The organism is Ureibacillus sp. FSL W8-0352, from assembly GCF_038004345.1.
GTDB lineage: Bacteria > Bacillota > Bacilli > Bacillales_A > Planococcaceae > Ureibacillus > Ureibacillus thermosphaericus.
Genome location: NZ_JBBOQT010000001.1, coordinates 557,820 through 574,554 on the forward strand (window position 1 = coordinate 557,820; position 16,735 = coordinate 574,554).

At 34.9% G+C, this 16,735-nt stretch carries 21 protein-coding genes, 2 pseudogenes and 1 other annotated feature; of the genes and pseudogenes, 13 read left to right on the forward strand and 10 right to left on the reverse strand.

Annotation, left to right across the window (positions count from 1 at the left end; all coding sequences use genetic code 11):
• Positions 1-460 precede the first annotated feature (460 nt).
• Positions 461-658 (forward strand): DUF6501 family protein, encoded by a 198-nt coding sequence (locus NST98_RS02810; protein WP_016839213.1) that lies wholly within the window; start codon positions 461-463, stop codon positions 656-658.
• Positions 659-695: 37 nt separating this feature from the next.
• Here the strand turns inward: NST98_RS02810 and NST98_RS02815 are convergent, their stop codons facing one another.
• The 6 genes and pseudogenes from NST98_RS02815 to NST98_RS02840 form a co-directional block, all read right to left on the reverse strand.
• Positions 696-1,748, reverse strand: a complete 1,053-nt coding sequence (locus NST98_RS02815; RefSeq protein WP_340714378.1) for a toxic anion resistance protein — start codon at positions 1,746-1,748, stop codon at positions 696-698.
• Positions 1,745-2,404 (reverse strand): 5-bromo-4-chloroindolyl phosphate hydrolysis family protein, encoded by a 660-nt coding sequence (locus NST98_RS02820; protein ID WP_340714379.1) that lies wholly within the window; start codon positions 2,402-2,404, stop codon positions 1,745-1,747. The genes NST98_RS02815 and NST98_RS02820 overlap by 4 nt, the downstream gene beginning before the upstream one ends.
• Positions 2,405-2,577: 173 nt before the next feature.
• Positions 2,578-2,829 (reverse strand): acylphosphatase, encoded by a 252-nt coding sequence (locus tag NST98_RS02825; protein WP_340714380.1) that lies wholly within the window; start codon positions 2,827-2,829, stop codon positions 2,578-2,580.
• Positions 2,830-2,994: 165 nt separating this feature from the next.
• Positions 2,995-3,099 (reverse strand): hypothetical protein, encoded by a 105-nt coding sequence (locus NST98_RS02830; protein WP_340715651.1) that lies wholly within the window; start codon positions 3,097-3,099, stop codon positions 2,995-2,997.
• On the reverse strand, positions 3,092-3,430 hold the full coding sequence (locus tag NST98_RS02835) for a hypothetical protein (protein WP_340714381.1): 339 nt from the start codon (positions 3,428-3,430) through the stop codon (positions 3,092-3,094). Before NST98_RS02835 ends, NST98_RS02830 begins: the two co-directional genes overlap by 8 nt.
• Positions 3,431-3,624: 194 nt before the next feature.
• Positions 3,625-4,422, reverse strand: a pseudogene (locus NST98_RS02840) (methyl-accepting chemotaxis protein); the annotation flags it as partial.
• A 236-nt stretch (positions 4,423-4,658) separates the two neighbouring features.
• Here NST98_RS02840 and NST98_RS02845 point away from each other — a divergent pair.
• From NST98_RS02845 to NST98_RS02885, 9 genes are all read left to right on the forward strand, one after another.
• On the forward strand, positions 4,659-4,946 hold the full coding sequence (locus NST98_RS02845; RefSeq protein WP_340714383.1) for a DUF1033 family protein: 288 nt from the start codon (positions 4,659-4,661) through the stop codon (positions 4,944-4,946).
• A gap of 250 nt (positions 4,947-5,196) precedes the next feature.
• The gene (locus NST98_RS02850) at positions 5,197-5,397 is read left to right on the forward strand and encodes a cold-shock protein (protein ID WP_340714384.1); all 201 of its coding nucleotides are present in this window, start codon (positions 5,197-5,199) and stop codon (positions 5,395-5,397) included.
• Positions 5,398-5,680: 283 nt separating this feature from the next.
• The gene (locus NST98_RS02855; RefSeq protein ID WP_340714385.1) at positions 5,681-6,646 is read left to right on the forward strand and encodes a PstS family phosphate ABC transporter substrate-binding protein; all 966 of its coding nucleotides are present in this window, start codon (positions 5,681-5,683) and stop codon (positions 6,644-6,646) included.
• A 70-nt stretch (positions 6,647-6,716) separates the two neighbouring features.
• Positions 6,717-7,661 (forward strand): phosphate ABC transporter permease subunit PstC, encoded by a 945-nt coding sequence (pstC, locus tag NST98_RS02860; RefSeq protein ID WP_340714386.1) that lies wholly within the window; start codon positions 6,717-6,719, stop codon positions 7,659-7,661.
• 1 nt (position 7,662) lies between these two features.
• Complete coding sequence (gene pstA, locus NST98_RS02865) at positions 7,663-8,544, forward strand: phosphate ABC transporter permease PstA (RefSeq protein ID WP_340714387.1); 882 nt, start codon at positions 7,663-7,665, stop codon at positions 8,542-8,544.
• Positions 8,545-8,556: 12 nt separating this feature from the next.
• Entirely contained in the window at positions 8,557-9,402 is an 846-nt protein-coding gene (pstB, locus tag NST98_RS02870; RefSeq protein WP_016839229.1) for a phosphate ABC transporter ATP-binding protein PstB, read from the forward strand.
• Between the two features lie 17 nt (positions 9,403-9,419).
• Positions 9,420-10,082, forward strand: coding sequence for a phosphate signaling complex protein PhoU (gene phoU, locus NST98_RS02875; protein ID WP_340714388.1), 663 nt, complete (start codon positions 9,420-9,422; stop codon positions 10,080-10,082).
• Between the two features lie 75 nt (positions 10,083-10,157).
• Positions 10,158-10,369: a binding site (T-box leader), on the forward strand.
• 60 nt (positions 10,370-10,429) lie between these two features.
• On the forward strand, positions 10,430-11,806 hold the full coding sequence (trpE, locus tag NST98_RS02880; protein WP_340714389.1) for an anthranilate synthase component I: 1,377 nt from the start codon (positions 10,430-10,432) through the stop codon (positions 11,804-11,806).
• The gene (locus tag NST98_RS02885; protein ID WP_016839233.1) at positions 11,803-12,372 is read left to right on the forward strand and encodes an anthranilate synthase component II; all 570 of its coding nucleotides are present in this window, start codon (positions 11,803-11,805) and stop codon (positions 12,370-12,372) included. Before trpE ends, NST98_RS02885 begins: the two co-directional genes overlap by 4 nt.
• Positions 12,373-12,730: 358 nt before the next feature.
• On the opposite strand, the gene NST98_RS02890 is transcribed toward NST98_RS02885, so the two are convergent.
• Both NST98_RS02890 and NST98_RS02895 read right to left on the reverse strand, forming a co-directional pair.
• On the reverse strand, positions 12,731-13,201 hold the full coding sequence (locus NST98_RS02890) for a glutathione peroxidase (RefSeq protein ID WP_340714390.1): 471 nt from the start codon (positions 13,199-13,201) through the stop codon (positions 12,731-12,733).
• Positions 13,202-13,222: 21 nt separating this feature from the next.
• Positions 13,223-14,415 (reverse strand): annotated as a pseudogene (locus NST98_RS02895) (MFS transporter).
• A 180-nt stretch (positions 14,416-14,595) separates the two neighbouring features.
• Between NST98_RS02895 and NST98_RS02900 the strand changes: the two are divergent.
• Positions 14,596-14,838: a LysR family transcriptional regulator gene (locus NST98_RS02900; protein WP_340714391.1), complete on the forward strand. Its 243-nt coding sequence runs from the start codon at positions 14,596-14,598 to the stop codon at positions 14,836-14,838.
• 44 nt (positions 14,839-14,882) lie between these two features.
• The gene (locus tag NST98_RS02905) at positions 14,883-15,542 is read left to right on the forward strand and encodes a LysR substrate-binding domain-containing protein (protein WP_340714392.1); all 660 of its coding nucleotides are present in this window, start codon (positions 14,883-14,885) and stop codon (positions 15,540-15,542) included.
• A 4-nt stretch (positions 15,543-15,546) separates the two neighbouring features.
• Here NST98_RS02905 and NST98_RS02910 read toward each other — a convergent pair whose 3' ends face one another.
• Entirely contained in the window at positions 15,547-16,041 is a 495-nt protein-coding gene (locus tag NST98_RS02910) for a hypothetical protein (protein WP_340714393.1), read from the reverse strand.
• A complete protein-coding gene (locus NST98_RS02915) occupies positions 16,038-16,427 on the reverse strand; it encodes a hypothetical protein (RefSeq protein ID WP_340714394.1) in 390 nt (129 codons plus the stop codon). Before NST98_RS02915 ends, NST98_RS02910 begins: the two co-directional genes overlap by 4 nt.
• A gap of 155 nt (positions 16,428-16,582) precedes the next feature.
• Here NST98_RS02915 and rpmG point away from each other — a divergent pair, with 155 nt between their 5' ends.
• Entirely contained in the window at positions 16,583-16,732 is a 150-nt protein-coding gene (gene rpmG / locus NST98_RS02920) for a 50S ribosomal protein L33 (protein ID WP_016839239.1), read from the forward strand.
• The last annotated feature ends 3 nt before the right edge of the window (positions 16,733-16,735 follow it).

Here is a 16,735-nt window from a genome sequence, read left to right on the forward strand (position 1 = left end):
AATCACAGGGATGGTTTACTTGATAGTCTTTGCAAATAACAATAAATTTATCAGCCAGAATGGTAAATAACGTTATCATTATTATATGTAAATTGCACAGAAATGTACCGTGACAACTGTACTTATGTTTGGAAAAGTTTCAATAAGGCTTACTGGTGATAGTTGGCGAATATTTTTTAAAAGGGAAAGGAAGAAAAGTAGTTAGTGCTCAAGAAAGGATTTATCTAAAATTCTACTGCAACAGATTTAAAACAAATAAAGAATCATAAATAAGCATACGATAAATTAAGTAAATCGAAATTACCTAATGGACGACAAAATCCTTCAGTATTTGTTAAAATGAAATGTGTTAACTGGACAAGAAGTTTATGAGAGACGATTTTGAAAACTTTCATGTATTTACCTGGCAATTCAATGATATAATTGTAACGATAGTTTAATGAAGAGAGAGGGTATGATGATGCTACACTTAAAATGGAAGGACGCACCTACTATTCGTACAGTAAAATGTGTGAATACAAATGCAAAAAAATATTTAGTATCTAACGTGTTAACTGTTGGGAAAGAATATGAAGTGAAAAATGAAACAGAAGAATTTATTTTTATAGTTGATAATACTGGAAAAGTAGGCGGGTATTATAAGGAGTACTTCGAATAAATAATAAGCACGAGTGTTTTGTATCACTCGTGCTATTTTACTTGCCATCTATTTCATGGATGGTTTGTTCAATCAATTGTTGTTTTTCGTTCCGGTCGGCTTGAATTTGCAATGTTTCTTCGATTGATTCGATAAGCTGTATTTGCGTTTCTTTTAAATGATTCAGTTCTACATGACTTTCGGTAATGCTCGTCATTTCAGCGCTTTTCATCGCTAACTTCTCTGAAGTATTCATTAAATGATGACTTGTCGCATTTGCACGATGTTGGCGATTGAGGTTGACGAGCATGGAAATTTGAGATTGCCATAAAGGGATTGTTGATAATATAGATGACTGAATTTTTTCAATGAGCATTTCATTGGTTGATTGAATCATGCGAATTTGGGGAGCAGTTTGAATAGCTATTTCCCGCGATATTTGTAAATCATACATTCTTCGATCTAGCCATTCCGCCGCATTTTTCATATCGAGTAACTTTTGCCTCATCATGGGGTTGTCCATATCGTTATAATCCGTTTCCACCATTTGCAACTGCTTTTGAAGGTCAAGTCTTTTCATTTCCAAAGCAGCAATGTACAAATTGATTTCTTGAAAATATTCTTCATTTTTTTCATATAACTTATTTAACATATTGTGATCCGTCAATAAATTCTCTTGAGCACGTTTTAAATGAATCGTTAGACGGTCGATTTGCTTACTTAAGCGATTGTATTGGGAAACGATTTGTTGAATGGAAGTTTTTCGTTTAAATAGTTTTCTTAAAAATCCTTTATCTTGAATGTTGAATTGATCGAGATTCATTGAATCCAACTGTTCAATTAAGGTCGATAAAATCTCTCGAATTGGTGAAGTATCGTTTCTTTGCACTTGAACTAATAATTGATGGGTAAAATGTTTTAGGGATTTTTGAACTTCTTCACCAAAACGAACAATGGCTTCATAGCAAGTACTATCTAGCTCGCTTGCTAAATATAATGCTTTTGACTGCTCTTCTTCAGTAAGGGTAGGGAATACTTTACTCTCCACAATAGAAAAAGAGCTCTCGTTTGAGAACAGTTCAAAACCTTCTGAGCTCTTTTTCTCTATCATTGATTTTCCCTCCCAAATTCTATTTGCTTTTGTTTCTTTTCATGCTCGAGTTTGACATAATCCAACTCCAATTTTAAATTTTCTAAATCAGATGCAAGAGCAGCTTTTAAGTCATCTTCCATCGAACTTTGTAATTTTTTCATCGCTTTTCGAGCCTCTTCAAGAGCGATATGCACATCTGCATCTTTGATTTGCTGTTGTACTAACGTTGCGTAATGTTTGCTCAATTGCACAGCTGAAGGCAGGTGAGAATAGAAGAAATCTTCAACTGTGTAAAATTTTTGCGGATTTGTTTGAACGATATTGACTATTCTTCTAGACAACTTTGTCATTTCATTTAGCAATTTAAAAGAACGAATGGAACGCACTCGAATATATTGCTGTGTTAATAAATTTATGTGGCTTTTTGCTTGTTTTAATTGGGATTCAATATGATTATATTCTGAACGGGTAAAGCCGAGAGCTTTCGTCTTTTTATATTTTTGAACAGTTTTAATGATATAGTTACTAACTATATAAGTTAGAATGGATGCAATTGGTATGATTAATCCATTCAGAAAACTGATATTTAATTGAACAACAAATATGATAAAAACTGTAAAACTAAAGAAAAAATTGAGTAAATGTCGTATGATGAAGTTGCTTACCCCCAGCATATGCGTACCTCCTCGTGTTCTTAGTATAAATACGTTCGGCGAGGAATAAAAGTTTCAAAAAACTTATTTGAATTTATCATTTCTCTATTTAAATGATACTACTTTTTTCACATATTTTTAAAGAGAAGGAATGGGGGAAATACAAAAATTTGGACGTTTAAAAAACGTCCAAATTACAGCAATTCAAAATTCAATTTGTCATATCCTTGTATATCATCAAAAATTACAATTGACAAACTTGATTTTAGATTTTCATCTTTCTTAATAAAATGCAAGAATTCATCAATAGATTGATTTTTCCCTTCCACATCGATTTCAAGCTGATTGTTTTCATTTATACGAAAATTCCCATTTAATCCTAATTCTAACGCCTTCTGTTGAATGAAAAATCGGTTGCTAAATCTTTTTCCAGCAATATTGATCATAATGTGCGCCCTCTTTGCCATCACTCCACCTACAATCAATTAAATTTTCGTTCAGCCGTGAGTTTTCAACATATGAATTAAATCATTTAAATAGTGAATGACTTTTTCAGAAGCTTTTTCGATTTCTTGCAAATGGATTTCCGCTTGATGTCGTTTTCCGCTACTTTAATTCCAAAATTGCATTTTTGCCGCAATATGAACTTGTTTATGAATGTGCTCTAATTCTTTGAAAGATTCTACATGTTTAAATTTAGCTTGGGTGTCATTTATATAATACCATTTTCCTAAACGGCAATCTTGGTGGGAGGGAACTTCGTCTGATGATAATTCTTCCTAAAATCATGTTATATACCCGCCATTTCCATAATAGATGATCAGTTTTTGATAATTGTAAAAGGGCGGTACTGGTTAAATGAACAGGGTTATTATGGATAATGTCATTTCGGAAACGCATCATTTCTTTACTTAGTGCAAATATGCTTTCAGACGTTTGGTTACCTAAGCTATGAATTTGTTCTTGAAGATTGGCCATTTCAGACATACGTTTAGTAATTTCATCAACGGCAGCAGCTTGTTCTTCAGTAATGGAAGCAGTGCTCACAACATCATGTTAAATACTTTCAATTGCATGTACAATTGAGTTTAATAAAGGTAACGACTGTTTTGCTTCTGAAGTAACTTCTTTAATCTTTTGTGATGCATCTAGAATGGAATCGGAAACCATATTTGAATATTGTTTAATGCAACGACATTTTATGATACTTCATTTAATGTGTTCACTGTTCCTTCAGCTCATTTTCGTACTTCTTGTGCCACAACAGAGAAACCTTTCCCATGTTCACCAGCACGAGCTGCCTCAATAGAAGCGTTAAGTGCCAGTAAATTTGTTTGGTCTGCAATTTCGTTTATAATTGTGACGATATTATCAATTTCGTTCACATAGTTTTGTAATTGATGGAATGACTGAACAATTTGTTGGAACGTATCATCCGTTTGAAAAATATCATTTAACGCTTTTTCAATTGTATTTTTTCCGTCGATAACATTACTTACTGTATCCGTCGTTTTCTCAGAAATTTTCGATGAAGCACGGGCAACTTCTCCAATCGAAGCGGAAACTTGTTCGATTGCTGCGGTGGAATTTTGAATTTCCGTTGTTTGTTGATCAACGCGTTGAATTAAATCTTTCATGTAGATGATTTTCGTATTCGATTCAATTAGCGAAAAAATTTCTGTAATGACATTTTCAATCATTCCTTCTGTTAATACTTCTACCAATAATTCTTGCTCTACATTCATTGCAGCGTTTAATGAGCGCAAATATTCCAATGCCTTATGAGGTTTCATACCAAAGCTATGTAAAATGTGAGTACTAATGTAAAAAGAGAATTGATTAAATAATACGATTAATTTTCCAGTGTCAAAATTATGTATTCTGAATAAGTGAAAAAATTTTATCGCATTTTGTACATACTCATCATTTCGTTCAGTAAGAAAAAATTGTTGCAAATATTTTTCAATTTTTTCTTCTGGAATAGGATTTTCGCCTTTTGTTGAAATTTCTTTTAAATAGCGGTGAAAAATATTGCTCATTGTTGGATTGGAGTTTACAATTTTTTTAAATAATCCTTGTAAATTTTGCTGATCTTTTTTGTAAAATGATCATATTGTAAGGTTTTAAAAAACGTCCTGATGCTTCTATATCAGTTCCACGTTCTAATAATTCGTTTAAATGAACTCTTGGTTAAAATGTTAAAAACATACTTAAGTCCTTCCTTTCGATTCAAAAATTACCAAGTTATAGATATTTTAGAATGGGGTTTTTCAACGTGTATAAAATTATTTATATGATGGCAGATTTTGAACCTTGGTGGCAATTTGAAGGTTGGGAATCACATATTGTGTCAGAAGAAGTTTTTGATACGAAAGAACAATTTGAAGTTGCAATTAAAGAAACTCTTAATGTGTTTAGAAATAATTATGATCATGAGGAGAGCAGGGAAGGAAAGTATTTTGCCTTTTGGTCGGAAGATGAAAAAACTTATTGTGAAGCTTGTGATGATGAATTACAAATTTTTCATGGTATAATTGTGCAACAACTTGAATATAATCAATAATAGTAACAAAATATATCCCGATCCATTCGAGAACGATTTCAAATCTGTAAAAAATCGTTTGACATTTTGTAATATGGTGGTATAATATAAATACAATTGAATTGTAAGGCCGGAAACAAGTGATTCACATATTACAAAGAGTGATCGGTGTTTTTGTCGGTACTCTTCGTAATATGTGAATTTTTTTATTCTGGTAATAAAAACAATTCCATATTGTAAAAATATTTTTATTTTTTTGGAGGTTTTTTTAATGAAACAAGGTACAGTAAAATGGTTTAACTCAGAAAAAGGTTTTGGATTCATCGAAGTTGAAGGCGAAAACGACGTATTCGTACACTTCTCAGCTATTCAAGGTGAAGGTTTCAAAACTCTTGATGAAGGTCAAAAAGTGGAATTCGATGTGGTTGAAGGTAACCGCGGACCTCAAGCTGCTAACGTTGTTAAATTATAATAATAAACGAACTTAAATATGATGAGGCATCCATTTTTGGACGCCTCTTTTTATTTTCGATTTGGAAACATCATTTTCTAACAGAGAATGATGTTTTGTTTTTTTGTTCTGTTTTTAGTAAAAATTCCTTTTTCTTTTAAATTGCAATCTTAACGTTTTCTGCATCCAAAAGTAGTGCAAATTTACAATCTCTTAACAATTCCTTTAAACAAGATCAATATATGAATTTTATAGTGGGAAATGTAGTGAGAATTAAACTATTAAACGATGGAGGAAATTTCAGATGAAAAAGTGGAAGTTCTTAACGATGACTGCAATGGTAAGTTCTGCATTATTACTTGGAGCATGTGGCGGAGAAAAAAATGAAGCTGGGACAAACGTTGGAAATACACCACAACAAGCAGAAAATGGAGAAGCACAATTAGCAGGCTCTGTAACAGGTGATGGTTCTTCAACTGTTGCCCCTATTGTTGAAGCGCTTGTGGAAGAATATGCTGCTGTTGAACCAAATGTACAAGTATCTGTAGGGGTATCTGGAACTGGTGGAGGATTTGAAAAATTCATCGCCGGCGAAACGGATTTCTCAAATGCTTCACGAGAAATTAAAGAAGAAGAAGCTCAAGCTTTAAAAGATGCGGGCATTGAATATACAAAATTTGAAATAGCTTATGACGGAATCACTGTCGTAATTAATTCAGATAACGATTGGGCTACGGATTTAACAATTGAACAATTAAAAGAAATTTGGATTGAAGACGGAAAAGTGAAAAAATGGTCTGATCTTGATCCATCTTGGCCAGATGAAGAAATTGTCTACTATGCACCGGGAACAGATTCAGGTACCTTTGACTATTTCGACGAAGTCATTTTGGAAGGTGAAGATTTAGTTCGATCAGCTCAATTGTCTGAAGATGATAACGTAATTGTTCAAGGCGTTGCTTCTGATAAAAACGCGATCGGATTCTTTGGCTATGCTTACTATTTGGAAAATCAAGATAAATTAAAAGCGGTACGCGTGAACGGTATAGAACCATCAAATGAAACAATTGAAAACGGGGAATACACGCCGCTCTCTCGTCCGTTATTTGTATTCGTAAACAATAAAAAAATCACTGAGAATGAATCATTTTACGATTTTATGAAATTCACTTTAGAAAACGCTGGCGACATGGCTGAAGCTGTTGGATTTGTACGTTTACCTGATGATAAGTATAGAGAAGGGCTGAAAACGTTAGAACAATTTAAATAATCCTTTAGATTGTTAGTGTGTGGGAGGCTTTCACCCACACACTTTGCAGGGTTAGAAGGGAGATTATGAAATGGCTCAAAGCATTGAGAAAGAGCAATCAATCCAACAATTGATTGAGAAATCTCGAAATAAAAAGGGCAAAAAAATCATTGAAAAAATAATGCCCATTTTACTCCTATTAGCAGCACTGATTTCTGTTGTTACTACTTTAGGCATTGTCTTTACATTAATTTTCGAGACCTTTGAGTTTTTTAAGAGGGTATCAATTGTTGAGTTTTTATTTGGAACAGTATGGTACCCATTTTCAAGTGGCAGTCCATCTTTTGGTGTTTTACCACTCATAATAGGAACATTCAAAGTGACGCTGATTGCAATAGGTGTAGCTGTTCCGATAGGTTTGTCAGTAGCAATTTATTTAAGTGAATATGCTTCTGACAGAACTCGAAAAATTGTGAAACCGATTTTGGAAGTATTAGCAGGTGTACCGACCATTGTCTATGGTTTTTTTGCTCTGACGTTTGTCACACCGATATTACAAACATTGATACCTTCGCTGAAATTATTTAATGCTCTTAGTCCAGGGATCGTAGTGGGTATCATGATTTTACCTAGCATTATCTCTTTATCGGAAGATGCCATGAATTCTGTACCAAATGCTATTCGAGAAGGAGCTCTCGCACTGGGTGCTACAAAGCTCGAAGTTTCGTTAAAAGTTGTACTTCCTGCAGCGTTATCCGGAATCGTTGCATCCATTGTATTGGGCATTTCTCGGGCTATCGGTGAAACGATGATTGTCTCCCTCGCCGGTGGTGCAACTCCAACTTTTGATTTCAATATTACAGGTTCAATTCAAACGATGACAGCCTATATCGTACAAGTATCTTCTGGTGATGCTGGTTACGGCACAACAATCTATTATTCCATGTATGCCGTTGGATTTACGTTGTTTATATTTACTTTATTGATGAACTTAGTAGCTCAATATATTTCGAAACGCTTCAGGGAGGAATATTGATATGACGAAATACATTGACGATACCGTCGTCATGAAGCGTATGCAGTCTCGGTTAAGAAAAAATAAAATTTGGAAAATGATATTTTTCCTTGCTACTTCTTTTGCATTGTTAACCCTCGTTGTATTAATTGTAAGAATAATATCTCAAGGAGCGGGATACATAAATTGGGATTTCTTTAACAATTTCGCTTCACGTTTTCCTGAAAAAGCTGGAGTAAAAGCGGCATTAATTGGTTCGATTAGTATGATGCTCGTTGTAGCTCCAACTTCCATCATACTTGGGGTGGCAACAGCAATATATTTGGAAGAGTATGCAAAGAATAATAGATTTAATGATTTTATTCGAACAAATATATCCAACTTAGCTGGTGTACCATCAATTGTCTTTGGTTTATTAGGATTAACTATTTTTGTCCGCATGTTTGGTTTAGGAAAAAGTATTCTAGCTGCTGGATTAACGATGAGTTTATTAATTTTGCCTGTCATTATTGTAGCTGCACAAGAAGCAATCCGTGCTGTACCAAAAGAACAGCGGGAAGCTTCATATGGTATGGGCGCAACCAAATGGCAAACGATTACTCGAGTTGTATTGCCATCTGCCATACCGGGAATCTTGACGGGAAGCATTTTAGCTTTATCTCGTGCAATTGGAGAAACAGCGCCATTAGTTGTAATCGGAATTCCTGTAATTATCCATTTCTTGCCTACTGGTTTGCTTAGTGAATTTACAGCTTTGCCGATGCAAATTTACGATTGGGCCAAACGCCCGCAAGAAGCATTTCAATATGTTGCCGCAGCGGGAATTATTGTGTTGATGATTGTCCTTGTGCTGATGAATTCGATTGCCGTGTTGATTCGAAATAAATTCCAAAAACGATATTAAGGATGGGTGAAAGTGGTACAAACAATGATTAACAATGAATTGAAACCTTTGCGTGTTGTTGAAAAGCAGTTCAAAGTGAATGAAAATTTCCAGACAAACAGTAAAGCATCCGTTTTCTATGCGAACAATTTTAATCTTTGGTATGGTGAGCACCATGCGTTAAAAGATATTCAATTTAACGTTCAAGAAAATGAAGTGACGGCCATCATCGGGCCTTCAGGATGCGGAAAATCAACTTTTATTAAAGCGTTGAACCGTATGGTGGAACTTGTTCCATCAGTGAAAATAAGCGGAGAAATTTTATACCGTGGTCGCAATATATTTGCTGCTGATTATGCAGTAGAAGAATTGCGTACAAAAGTTGGGATGGTGTTTCAAAAACCAAACCCTTTCCCGAAATCCATATATGATAACGTCGCTTATGGGCCGAGAATTCATGGCATTAAAAATAAAAAAATATTAGATGAAATTGTAGAAAGGTCATTGAGAGGTGCAGCGATTTGGGATGAAGTGAAAGATCGTCTTCATCACAATGCTTATGGTTTATCAGGAGGACAACAACAACGTATTTGTATTGCACGGTGTCTAGCGATTGAACCAGATGTCATTTTAATGGACGAACCAACATCTGCCCTTGACCCAATTTCTACATTAAAAGTTGAGGACCTCATTCAGGACTTAAAAAAGAATTACTCCATTATTATTGTGACACACAATATGCAACAAGCGGCCCGGATTTCAGACAAAACAGCCTTTTTCTTAAATGGAGAAGTAGTGGAATTTGACATCACAGATCGAATATTCTCAACACCACGTGATCAGCGTACAGAAGATTATATTTCAGGGCGTTTCGGCTAATAAGGAGTGATGGGTTCGTGAGTATTCGAGAAAGATTGGACAAAGAATTGGAATCTGTGCAACAAGCATTTTTAACTTTGTGCGATAAAAGTATTCATCAATTTGAATTATCGTTTCAAGCATTTATTGAAAAAGATATGGAATTAGCAAAACGAATAATAGAAGAAGATGTGGAAATGAACAAGATGGAAGAAGAGATTCATAATAAAGTAGTGCTTCTTCTAACCAAACAACAACCGATTGTTGCAACAGATCTTCGTCGTCTTATCGTTTTATTAAAAGCTGCTTCAGATATGGAACGGGTTGGAGATTATGCAGTGAACATATCAAAGGAAGCCATTCGCATTGGGGAGAAACAGTTTATTACGTCAGTAGAGTTAATGGAAGATATGTGCTATAAAACGATATCGATGCTTCGGCAAGTCGTTAATGCATTTGTGGAAGAAAATGTCCAAAATGCAAAAGAAATTGCTGAAATGGATGATCAAATCGATGAAATGTATGGAAATATGATTGCACATTTAATGAAACTTTCTGCCATTAGTCCTGAAAGTGTTTCGCAAATCACGTATTTATCTTTTGTATGCCGATTTATTGAGCGTTGTGCGGATTTGGCAACGAATATCGCAGAATATATCCTCTATTTTAAAAAAGGACTTTACTTAGATTTAAACCGTTAATGTTGTATTCTAACTTTTCAAAAGGGTTTTTATTGAATAATGAAAAAATTTATAATAAAATTATTTCAACCAAATACGGAAGCGATGATGAAAAAGAGTAGTATTATGGATTGGCTAAGAGAGCTAGCGGTTGGTGCGAGCTAGTGCAAGACATAATACGAATGGGTTTTCTAGCTCTAGCATTGAAAGTTTAGTAGGTGCTAGCGTTTCGTTTACGTTACAAACTTTGAGTGGACATAAGTCTTCTTATGTCAATAAAGGTGGTACCACGGCTCCCCGTCCTTTAATTTTAGGGGAGTTTTTTATTTTGATAGCTTAGTTAGTTGAGTTGAGAGGAGAAGGTAGAGATGACAGTAAATTATGTAATGAAAACTTTACAGGGAGATATGATGACTCCTATTTCTGTTTTCCTTAGTGTCTCAGGAAAAAATAAAGTATTATTTGAATCTGCTGCGAAACATGAGGAAAGTGGAAGATATTCCTTTATTGCCTATGATCCGATTGCAGAATTAATTGGCAATAAAGAGAGTTACTTGTTTAGGAAAGAAGGGGAGGAGGAAAAGAGGGAAGGTTCGGTCTTTCAAAAGTTGAGAGATTTAATCCCTATTTCCAATGAACCACTTCCTTTTTCCTTCTTTGGAGGGGCAATTGGCTATTTTAGTTATGATACGGCTTTTTATACTGAAAAAATCGGACCTCTCTTACCAGATGAGTTGAATATGCCAGATGTGCATCTTCTGTTTTATAATCGATTTATTGTCATCGATCATTTACTACAAAAAGTATCGATCGTGGCCATTGATTTATTCCAAGAAGGTAAAAAAAGAGAGGAAATGGATGAATACATCCATCAGATTGAAGAACAATTGAAAAATGGTACTACGCTTATTGAAGTAGAAAAAAGTACAGTTGAATTTCGTCCATCCATTGATCAAGAAACATTTGTTAATATGGTAGAAAAAGCAAAAAATTATATTGAATGTGGTGACATTTTTCAAGTTGTATTATCTCAACGTTTTTCGTCTGATTTTAAAGGAAATCCTTTTTCTTTATACCGCAGTCTGCGTACTTCGAATCCATCACCATACATGTTCTATTTAGAGTTTGATGATTATACAATTTTGGGTACTTCCCCAGAAAGTTTAGTAAAAATCACCGATGGATTCATTAAGACGAATCCGATTGCTGGAACGAAACCTCGTGGAAAAACAAAGGAAGAAGATCGAAAATTAGAGGAACTTCTTCTAAGTGATGAGAAAGAACTTGCGGAACATCGCATGCTCGTTGATTTAGGTCGAAACGATTTGGGGCGGGTTTCGAAGGTCGGTACAGTGAATGTTTCAAAATATATGAAAATAGAAAAGTATAAATATGTAATGCATATTGTTTCCGAAGTAATCGGTGAAAAAAGAGATGATGTTCATGTAGTGGATGTCATTACTAGTTGCTTGCCTGCTGGAACGGTTTCCGGAGCTCCGAAAATTCGCGCCATGCAAATTATCAATGAACTGGAACAACAAAAAAGAGGGGTTTACGCAGGGGCAATTGGTTATATTTCAATTAATGGCAATTTAGACTTGGCAATTGCGATACGTACGATGATCGTAAAAGATGAAAAAGCATATGTGCAAGCTGGGGCAGGAATCGTGTATGATTCCATTCCGCAATCTGAATATGAAGAGACACTGAATAAAATGAAGGCTTTGTTGGAGGTAGAGCGATGATATTACTAATTGATCATTACGATTCATTCACATACAATTTATATCAACAAATTGCCTCGCTCGGAAAAGAAGTGAAGGTTATTCGCTACGATGACATCACGATTGACGAAATTCGTGATATGCAACCTGAAGCGATTGTATTATCGCCAGGACCTGGAAGACCTGATGATATTCCTCAAACGGTCAATCTTGTAAAAGAACTGTACACGGAGTTTCCAATCCTTGGTGTTTGTTTAGGGCATCAAATTATCGGTGCCGCATTTGGCGGTGAGATTGTGCAAGCAAACCGCATCATGCATGGAAAAACGTCGCTATTAAACTATGAACGAAAGGGATTGTTCAAAGAGTGTTTTAATGATGTAGAAGTGATGCGTTATCATTCATTAGTCATTGAACCTACGACATTAAGTAAAGACTTTGAGGTAATTGCAACGTCAAAAGATGATGGAGAAATTATGGCTATTCAACATAAACAGCTACCTATCTATGGCGTACAATTCCACCCTGAGTCAATCGGTACACCAAGCGGAAATCATATCGTCAAGGCGTTTTTAGCGAATGCATAGTAAAAAGGCTTTCTAGAATGTATAACGTTCTAGAAAGCCTGTTATTTTATTGAAGATAATAGTCCTAATAGATGGTTATTAGTCAAACTTCAATTCATATTAGTCAATCTGAGGAGGATAATAGTCAAAATTGTGACAGTTATAGCCAATTATCAAGAAAATTGATTGAAAGATAATAGTCAAAGTTTAGTAAATAATAGCCAAACTCAATAGGATAAATGGCCAAATTTGTCAATGAGCTGAACATGCTGATATAAAGAAGTGATAATTGCCAAAGTCAAGCAAAAAATAGTCAATACCAATAGGATAATGGTCAATCTGCACGTTATAATAGCCATTCCAGAAATATAAAGCGTTATTATAAGTATTTCTCAATCTCTTTCTCAAATTTGGATGGTTTATCCATCGGGGCAAAACGATCGACTACTTGACCATTTCGATCCACTAAAAATTTCGTAAAATTCCACTTTACTTTCGAACCGAGAACGCCCTTCGTGTTACTTGTCAAAAATTTAAATAATGGGTGCGCATCGTCACCATTCACTGCTACAATTTTATGGATTGGGAATGTCACCCCGTAATTGATTCGACATGCTTCTTCCGCATCTTTTGCAGAGTCATATTCTTGTTTAAATTGATTGGAAGGGAAACCTAAAACGACAAACCCACGATCTTTATATTTTTGATAAATTTTTTCTAGTTCATCAAATTGTGGAGCAAAACCGCAATTAGATGCAGTGTTCACAATTAACATCACTTGTCCTTTATAGCGGCTTAATGGATACGTTTCTCCCTTAGCAGTTGTTACTTCGATATCGTAAAATTCCATGAGCGCTCCTCACTTTCACTATTAATTCTCAGTTCTTCTGCTGCTTAAATTCAGTATAACAGCTAATAGGAGAGAAGTAATGATAAACGAACTGATGAATGCGATTACCCCGTTCCATCCGAAACTAGCCCAAAAGAATCCACCTGTTGTTCCACCAACACTGGAACCGAAATAGTAGGCGAATAAGTAGAGGGAGGAGGCTTGAGCTTTATTGCTTTTTGCACGGCTGCTTACCCAAGAACTTGCAATAGAATGGGATCCGAAAAAGCCGAAAGTAAATACAACAATCCCAAGTATTTTAATTATTAAGTTGACGGGAAGTGTTAATAAAGCGCCCGATAACATAATCATAATCCCGACTAACAGCACCTTTTGACGCCCAAACCGATCCGATAAACTACCAAACCAAGCAGAGCTAAAAGTTCCAACTAAATAAACGATAAAAATCCAGCCAACGATAGTTGTACTTAGGTTGTAAGGTTCTTCTAACAATTTATAACTAATATAGTTATATAAAGTGACAAATCCTCCCATTAATGTGAATGCAATTCCGAACAAGCAGACTAAACCTGGATCTTTTAAATGGGAAAATAGTGATTTCGTCAAGGAAGCTAATTGTAAAGGTCTTGGTTCAAAGTGTTGAGATGCCGGCAATGCCCATACGAAAAAGAAGCTCACAATTAAACTTAAAATACCAAGAAAAAGCATTCCTACTTGCCACGAAAATAAATCTGTTACCGTTCCCATGATAATCCGCCCGCTAAGGCCACCAACTGTATTTCCGCTCTTATATATAGTCCCATTGCAATACCCAGACTAGAAGGATCCATTTCTTCTCCTAAATAGGCCATCGCAATGGCAGGAATTCCCGCAAAAACAATGCCTTGTATGACTCTCAATAACAATAAAATTTCAAAAGAAGGAGAGAATGCTAGCACAATAGTTATGAACGATGCTGCAAAGATGGAAAAGGTCATTAATCGCTTTCGTCCCCAAGCTTCCGATAATGATCCGAATAAAATTAAACTAAAGGATAGGGCGACAGTAGAAGCTGATAATGATAAACTGGCTACAGCAGGTGAAACATGGAATTCTTCAGAAAATTGCGGAAATAAAGGTTGCGTAATGTATAAGTTTGCAAAAATAATAAATCCTGCTGCAAACAATGCTAAATTCGTTAATGTAAATTCTCGAGTTCCTTTTTGGATATACACTGTTCTTCGCCTCTTTTAATTTTGACATTTTTTTGAACAATCAATTTACCGATAATTATAATGGTGATTTTCTAAAATAGTAATTTCATAGTTTTTATTTCACTAATAACTTTGAGTTATAAGTAGATGTATCTTTAAAATATGCCACTTCATTGTGACATCTTTAGGACATGCTATAATTTGGATAAAGAATATGAAGGAGAAGGGGACAATCAATTGGATATCAATGCACTCATTTATTTTCAAACTGTTGCAAAATATGAAAATATGTCGCGAGCAGCAGAAATTTTACATATTAGCCAGCCTGCCCTCAGCAAATCGATTGCTATGCTGGAAGAGTATTTAGGAGTTGAACTTTTCGATCGAAATGGCCGCTCCATCAAATTAAACCGATACGGGAAATTCTTCCTAGAACGAATCTGATTTTAAAAGAAATCGAACGGGCAAAAGAAGATTTAACCAACCTTGTGACAACTGATGTTGGTGAAGTCTCATTAGGATTTATGCATACGTTGGGACTAGAAGTTATTCCATCCTTAATGATGAAAGCGAAAAAGCGATTTCCTCATATGCGTTTTCAATTAACGCAAAGCAATTCTAGTGTCATTATGAAAAAATTGGAAACGGGAGAGCTTGATATTTGTTTAGTATCTTCTCTTGAAACTAGTAAAGACGTCCATTGGGAAAAATTATGGGAAGAGGAGTTATTTTTAATTGTTCCGAAACAACATCCATTAAAAAATCGGAAAAAAGTCAAGCTTGCTGAATTTGCAAAGGAGCCTTTCATTTCTATCAAAAAAGGAAATTCATTGAGGAAATATGTTGATGAGATTTTTAAACGAGAAGGGTTTCAATTAAATGTTGCTTTTGAAGGGGAAGAAGTACATACCATTGCCGGACTTGTGGAGAGCGGCTTAGGAGTTTCGTTAATTCCTCATATTAAAGGGCTTGACCAATATAATGTACACATCATACAAGTAGATGCTAAAGACTGCAAAAGGGAAATTGGACTAAGCTATTTAAAAAATCGTTATATGAGTGGAGCAGTAAAGCAATTTATTGAATATGTTCGAGAGTTTTTTATTAATAAAACCCAAACAGAATCATCTTCCATCCGTTTGGGTTGATGAATTAAGAATTTTGTTTGCCTGTAATTAAATTAGCAATTTCTTCAATAGTCATCGTGGAATTGACTTTAAATTGCCCTTTTTGAATTGAGCGGGCATATTCCGGTTGTGCTAAAAATAGCTCCATTTCAACCGCATTTTTAATAATGCCCATATCTTCCAATTTTTTTGAAACTTCATAAGGTGTTAGGCCGGAATAAATATATAGAATGTCTTCTACTACATTCTCCTGTTGTGTCGATGTAGTCGTTTCAGAAGGCGCATTATTTACCTCGGGTTCATCTTGCGTTTCGGTTGAATTGGAAGATGATTGATTTTCAAGTTCTTGTAATTGTTGTTTTGCTACTTTTAATTGGGATTCTAGCTGTGCAATTTTTTCTTCGTAATTAGCAATTTCCTTTGACTCTGATTCGGTATGAGAGAAACGATCCATCCCTGTATAAAGGATGCCGATGACTAAACAAGCAAGGCCAAACCCACGAACAGTCGATCTTTTCATGATTGACCTCCGTGATTAAGAATATGTAGTACTTGTTCTTCAGATAATGTTGACATTTTGCTGATTTCACTAATTGGGTATCCTTGCTTATTTAATTCGATGACTTGTCGAACTAAAATTTGATTGACCGGCTTATTCGGTTGTTTGAGTACATTCTCTGATTTAGTTGTAATAGGTTTTGTCGCCGGCTTTACTTTAAAAGAAGGCTCGAGTAATAATTCTTCTTCGATCACTTTTAATCTTCTTTTAATTCCGTTTGTTTCTTGATAAAATTGCAGAGACAATTCTTCAACATCTCGTTCTAATTTTTTTGATGTATCTTTTAGGAAAAAAGATGCAATAATACAAATAATGCCGATGATGATTAGTAACGTTGATAGTTCCACAATCGCTCCTCCGAATTTTACATTTTTGAATTATTTTAACATAAGGATTTTAATTAATAAATGATGCTAGATTTTTTTTCAATTTATGTTATAATGACTTAGTCGTATAAATCATGCTTATATATAAATTCATGATAGAGAGTGGGGGGTTAATAATGCGCGTAAACATTACATTAGCTTGCACAGAATGTGGAGAACGTAATTATATTTCTACAAAAAATAAACGTAACAATCCAGAACGTCTAGAACTAAAAAAATATTGCTCTCGCGAGAAGAAAGTCACTCTTCACCGTGAAACGAAGTAATGA